The 1,686-nt window shown below is 72.0% G+C and carries 2 protein-coding genes; both read left to right on the forward strand.

Features of this window, described 5'->3' with window-relative positions:
- The first annotated feature begins 187 nt into the window (after positions 1–187).
- Positions 188–793: an ATP-binding cassette domain-containing protein gene (locus tag AOK09_RS12500; protein ID WP_055587238.1), complete on the forward strand. Its 606-nt coding sequence runs from the start codon at positions 188–190 to the stop codon at positions 791–793.
- Entirely contained in the window at positions 790–1,635 is an 846-nt protein-coding gene (locus AOK09_RS12505; protein ID WP_245687259.1) for an ABC transporter permease, read from the forward strand. The genes AOK09_RS12500 and AOK09_RS12505 overlap by 4 nt, the downstream gene beginning before the upstream one ends.
- Positions 1,636–1,686: the final 51 nt, after the last annotated feature.

Raw genomic sequence — 1,686 nt, forward strand, 5'->3', positions numbered from 1 at the left:
CCGCCCCCACGGCGCGGCAGACGTTCCCCCGGCGCCCCGGGACCTTCTCCGGGCCGCGTCGGCGGCACGCCCGTGGGGTGGGCTGTGCGGGTGAACCCCCGCTCCCGCCCCACGGCGCTGTCGTCCGGCGGTGGGGGCCGCCTGCAACATGACCCGTGCGGCCGCCGACAGGGAGAGGGAGGGCGCCATGGAGGTGTCGGGTGTGCACCATGCCTTTCGCCGGCGCAGGGTACTGCGCGGCGTCGACCTGGAACTGCCGCCCGGCGTACTGGCCGGCATCGTGGGGGAGAACGGTGCCGGGAAGACGACGCTGCTGAGGATCCTGTCGGGTGAACTGCGCCCCGACCGCGGCACGGTCCGCCACCACGGCAGGTTCGGCTACTGTCCCCAGCAGGTCGTCCTCAACGACGCCCTGACGGTACGTCAGCATCTGGAGTTCTTCCGGATCGCCTTCGCCCTCGCGGACCTGCGCCGGGCCGAGGAGGTCATGGAGGCGCTGCGCTTCACCGAGTACGCCGACGAGCGGGCCGGTTCGCTCAGCGGAGGGACCCGCCAGAAGCTCAACCTCACCCTGGCCCTGATGCACGACCCGCAGGTGCTGCTGCTGGACGAGCCCTACCAGGGCTTCGACTGGGACACCTATCTGCGGTTCTGGGACCTCGCCGACCAGGTGCGCGACGCCGGCCGCTCCGTGCTGGTGGTCGCCCACCTCGCCTACGACACCGACCGCCTGGACCGGCTGTGGCGCCTCAAGGACGGCGTGCTGCACCCCGGGGCGCGGGCGGCGGCATGAGCCGCCGTCTGCTGCTGTTCACGACCGCGACCCGCTACGCGCTCACCGAGCACGTCCGCAACCGCTTCGCGATGCTGCTGGTCGCCCTCTTCATCCCCGTGTGGATCTCGCTCGCCTATCTGTCGATCCCCGACACGCCGGCCCACATCAGGCTGCGTGCCACCGGGCAGATCCTGGCGCCGCGCGGCAACGAGCTCACCGAGATCACCGGCGCTCTCAACGCCGTCACCCTGATCGTCGGGTTCATGATGTTCGCGGCCACCTTCAGCGGCGGCGGCTTCGACCGCCGGCTGGCCCTGGCGGGCTATCCCCGGTTCCACCTCGTCCTCGCCAAGATCGCCTCACTGGTCCTCGCCTCCGCCGCCGTCGCCGTCTACGCCACCGCCCTCATCCGCCTCTCCTTCGCACCGCGCCGGTCCGTTCTGCTGGCCGCCGCGCTCTTCTGCGCCGCCATGACCTACGGGGCGCTCGGGGTGGCCTTCGGCTCGCTGCTGCGCCGCGAGGTCGAGGGCATGTTCGCCATCGTGATGACCAGCACCATCGACCTCGCCCTGCAGAACCCCATCGCCAGCTCCGCCGCGAACAGCCCGCTGATCAGCTATCTGCCCTCCTACGGCGCCATGCAGACGGCCACCGCCGCGGGGTTCTCCACCACACCGCTGCCCGGCTATCTCGCCATCCAGCTGATCTGGTTCACCGCGGCCGCGCTCGTCGGGCTGCTCGCCTTCCACCGGCGCACCCGCAACGCCCTGCACCGTTCGGGGCACCTGTGGTGGACGTCCGGGCACCGGGACCGGGGCTGTCGGGAAGCGATCACGGAGAACGTGCCGCCCGGGGGCTGACCCCGTCCTGGCGACGCCTCGTCGGTGAGCTTCCAGCCCGGCCGGGCCGCG

It is taken from the genome of Peterkaempfera griseoplana (assembly GCF_001418575.1).
Lineage (GTDB): Bacteria > Actinomycetota > Actinomycetes > Streptomycetales > Streptomycetaceae > Peterkaempfera > Peterkaempfera griseoplana.

What these genes read in the sequence shown, in the direction of transcription:
- AOK09_RS12500 (WP_055587238.1), top strand. Translation starts at nt 188, where the DNA reads ATGGAGGTGTCGGGTGTGCACCATGCCTTTCGCCGGCGCAGGGTACTG.
- AOK09_RS12505 (WP_245687259.1), top strand. Translation starts at nt 790, where the DNA reads ATGAGCCGCCGTCTGCTGCTGTTCACGACCGCGACCCGCTACGCGCTC.